Origin of the sequence: Butyricicoccus sp., assembly GCF_050872565.1 — a bacterium.
Classification (GTDB): domain Bacteria; phylum Bacillota; class Clostridia; order Oscillospirales; family Butyricicoccaceae; genus Butyricicoccus_A.
In genome coordinates this window covers 1-1,987 of record NZ_JBNMHC010000383.1, presented here as the reverse complement: position 1 = coordinate 1,987, position 1,987 = coordinate 1, and the positions used below count along the sequence as shown (strand labels likewise).

Below are 1,987 nucleotides of genomic sequence, written 5' to 3'. Positions count from 1 at the left end.
TGGGCAAAGTCCACACAGAAATCGCTGATGGCTTTGGTGTTGCGTGAACCGTGCGGAATAGCACACAACTGTTCAAAAATGGTAAATACGCCTTCCGGCTGTATATGATTCAAAACAGACATGTTGATTCAACTCCTTTTTTGTAATGTATATGATATTACACGAAAAAGCGAAAGTCAATACAGCATATGTTCTGTGATAAACTTATCATACTGCCATTCCGGTCCCTCTAATAAAATCTGTAGCAACTCTTGCTGTAACTGTGCCTTTTTCATGTGCTGAACATACGAAATTATCCGCTCTGTTATTTCTTCTTCTCGTTGTTCTACCGCTTCCAAAGTATCGTAAAATTCTTCAATATATCGTCTGGCTTCTTCCGGATATGCAGCAAAATACAACGCAACTATATGCTTACACACCAGCCGTCTTCCAGCAGCATGTGGACAATTGCACTTGCTTCTCTTCGGATGTTCCAAATCAATCATAACTTCATATATGTTTTGCGCACTCCCATCGACGATGCCATGGTAATGCGTCTCATCTTCTTTTTCGATCTTCAACACTTTATTTTTCTCAAAATACTCATATCCACGATATACTGATTGTGCACTGGCAGTAGATAGTAAATCCATTTCACGTTCTCCTTATCCTATAATAGTTTACACGCAACATGCGTACAATCTTCTGCAAATCTCTTCCGCATTGCTGACATCCAGCGAAGAGAAATTCATGACATAAATATTTTGCACGTGTTCCGGCGCCTCCCCGTAATAATAGGAAGACAGCGGTACCAATTTGATGCTCTTGGACTGAGCGCGGGCAATCACTGTTTCCTGTGATATATCGGTGCGAAGCGTCAGCAAAAAGTGAAAACCTGCCTCTGATCCAGAGACCGTAACCAATTTCTCTAGTTTGCTGTGATGCAGAGCGTCCAAAAAAATATCGCGTTTTTTCCGATAATGACTGCGCAGTCGATTGACATGCGATTCAAATTTCCCCTCTTCAATAAAGCGAGCCAGCGTATACTGTTCAAAATTCGATACCGTACACGAATAAAACGACAGTTTTTCATAAAAGGGCTTGAGCAGCGGCTGCGGCAAAATCATATAGCTGATACGAACCGTGGAGCACAGTGTTTTGGTAAAGGTATTCATATAAATGACTTTGCCGGACATATCAATGCTCTGCAAGGTCGGAATCGGCTGTCCGCTCAGACGCAATTCACTGTCATAGTCGTCTTCAATGATATATCGCCCTTCTTTGCGCGATGCCCATGCGAGCAGTTCATACCGTCGGCTGATTGGCATGACAATGCCCGTTGGATATTGATGCGATGGCGTGATATGGACAATATCTGCCTCCGCCCGCTCCAGCTCTGGCACGCGAATGCCCGCTTCATCCATGGAAATCCACGCACGCGGCACATGATAGCTGTTGTAAATGCGCTCTGGCTTGCGATAACCGGGGTTTTCCACGGCATATATCTTATCATTTCCAAGCAGCTGAATGAGCAGACCATACAAATATTCTGTACCTGCGCCGATGATAATCTGTTCCGGGCGAACCGTCATGCCGCGGAAGTCCTTCAAATACCGCGCGATGCTCTCGCGCAGCGCAAAAATACCGCCGCACGGAGAATTTGTCATGAGCTGCACGCGGCTGTCATTGAGAATTTCTCGGATGACCTTAGACCAGATCGTAAACGGAAACAGGTCAGAAGAGGTTTGGTTGCTGGAAAAGTCAGCAAAATACGAGCTGTCGCCGCCGGTAAGCGGAATCATTTCCTGAGAAAATGCCGGTGTTTTTTGCTGCGGCTCCGCTGCCAGATCGCTGAAATCTGCGACATAAAATCCCCGTTTCGGAATGGAATAAATGTATCCTTCCGCAATTAACTGTGCATATGCGTTTTCTACAGTAACGACACTGACACCGAGATTGGACGCGAATGCGCGCTTGGACGGCAGCCGTTCTCCCTTCTTGAGTGTTC

General features: G+C 45.5%; 2 protein-coding genes. Both read right to left on the bottom strand.

Going from position 1 to position 1,987, the window contains the following annotated elements; translation table 11 throughout:
• Positions 1–176: 176 nt before the first annotated feature.
• Entirely contained in the window at positions 177–632 is a 456-nt protein-coding gene (locus ACR0P9_RS11630; protein WP_432620325.1) for an SWIM zinc finger family protein, read from the bottom strand.
• A 27-nt stretch (positions 633–659) separates the two neighbouring features.
• A partial coding sequence (locus ACR0P9_RS11625; protein WP_432620323.1) for a PLP-dependent aminotransferase family protein occupies positions 660–1,987 on the bottom strand: 1,328 nt, incomplete at its 5' end.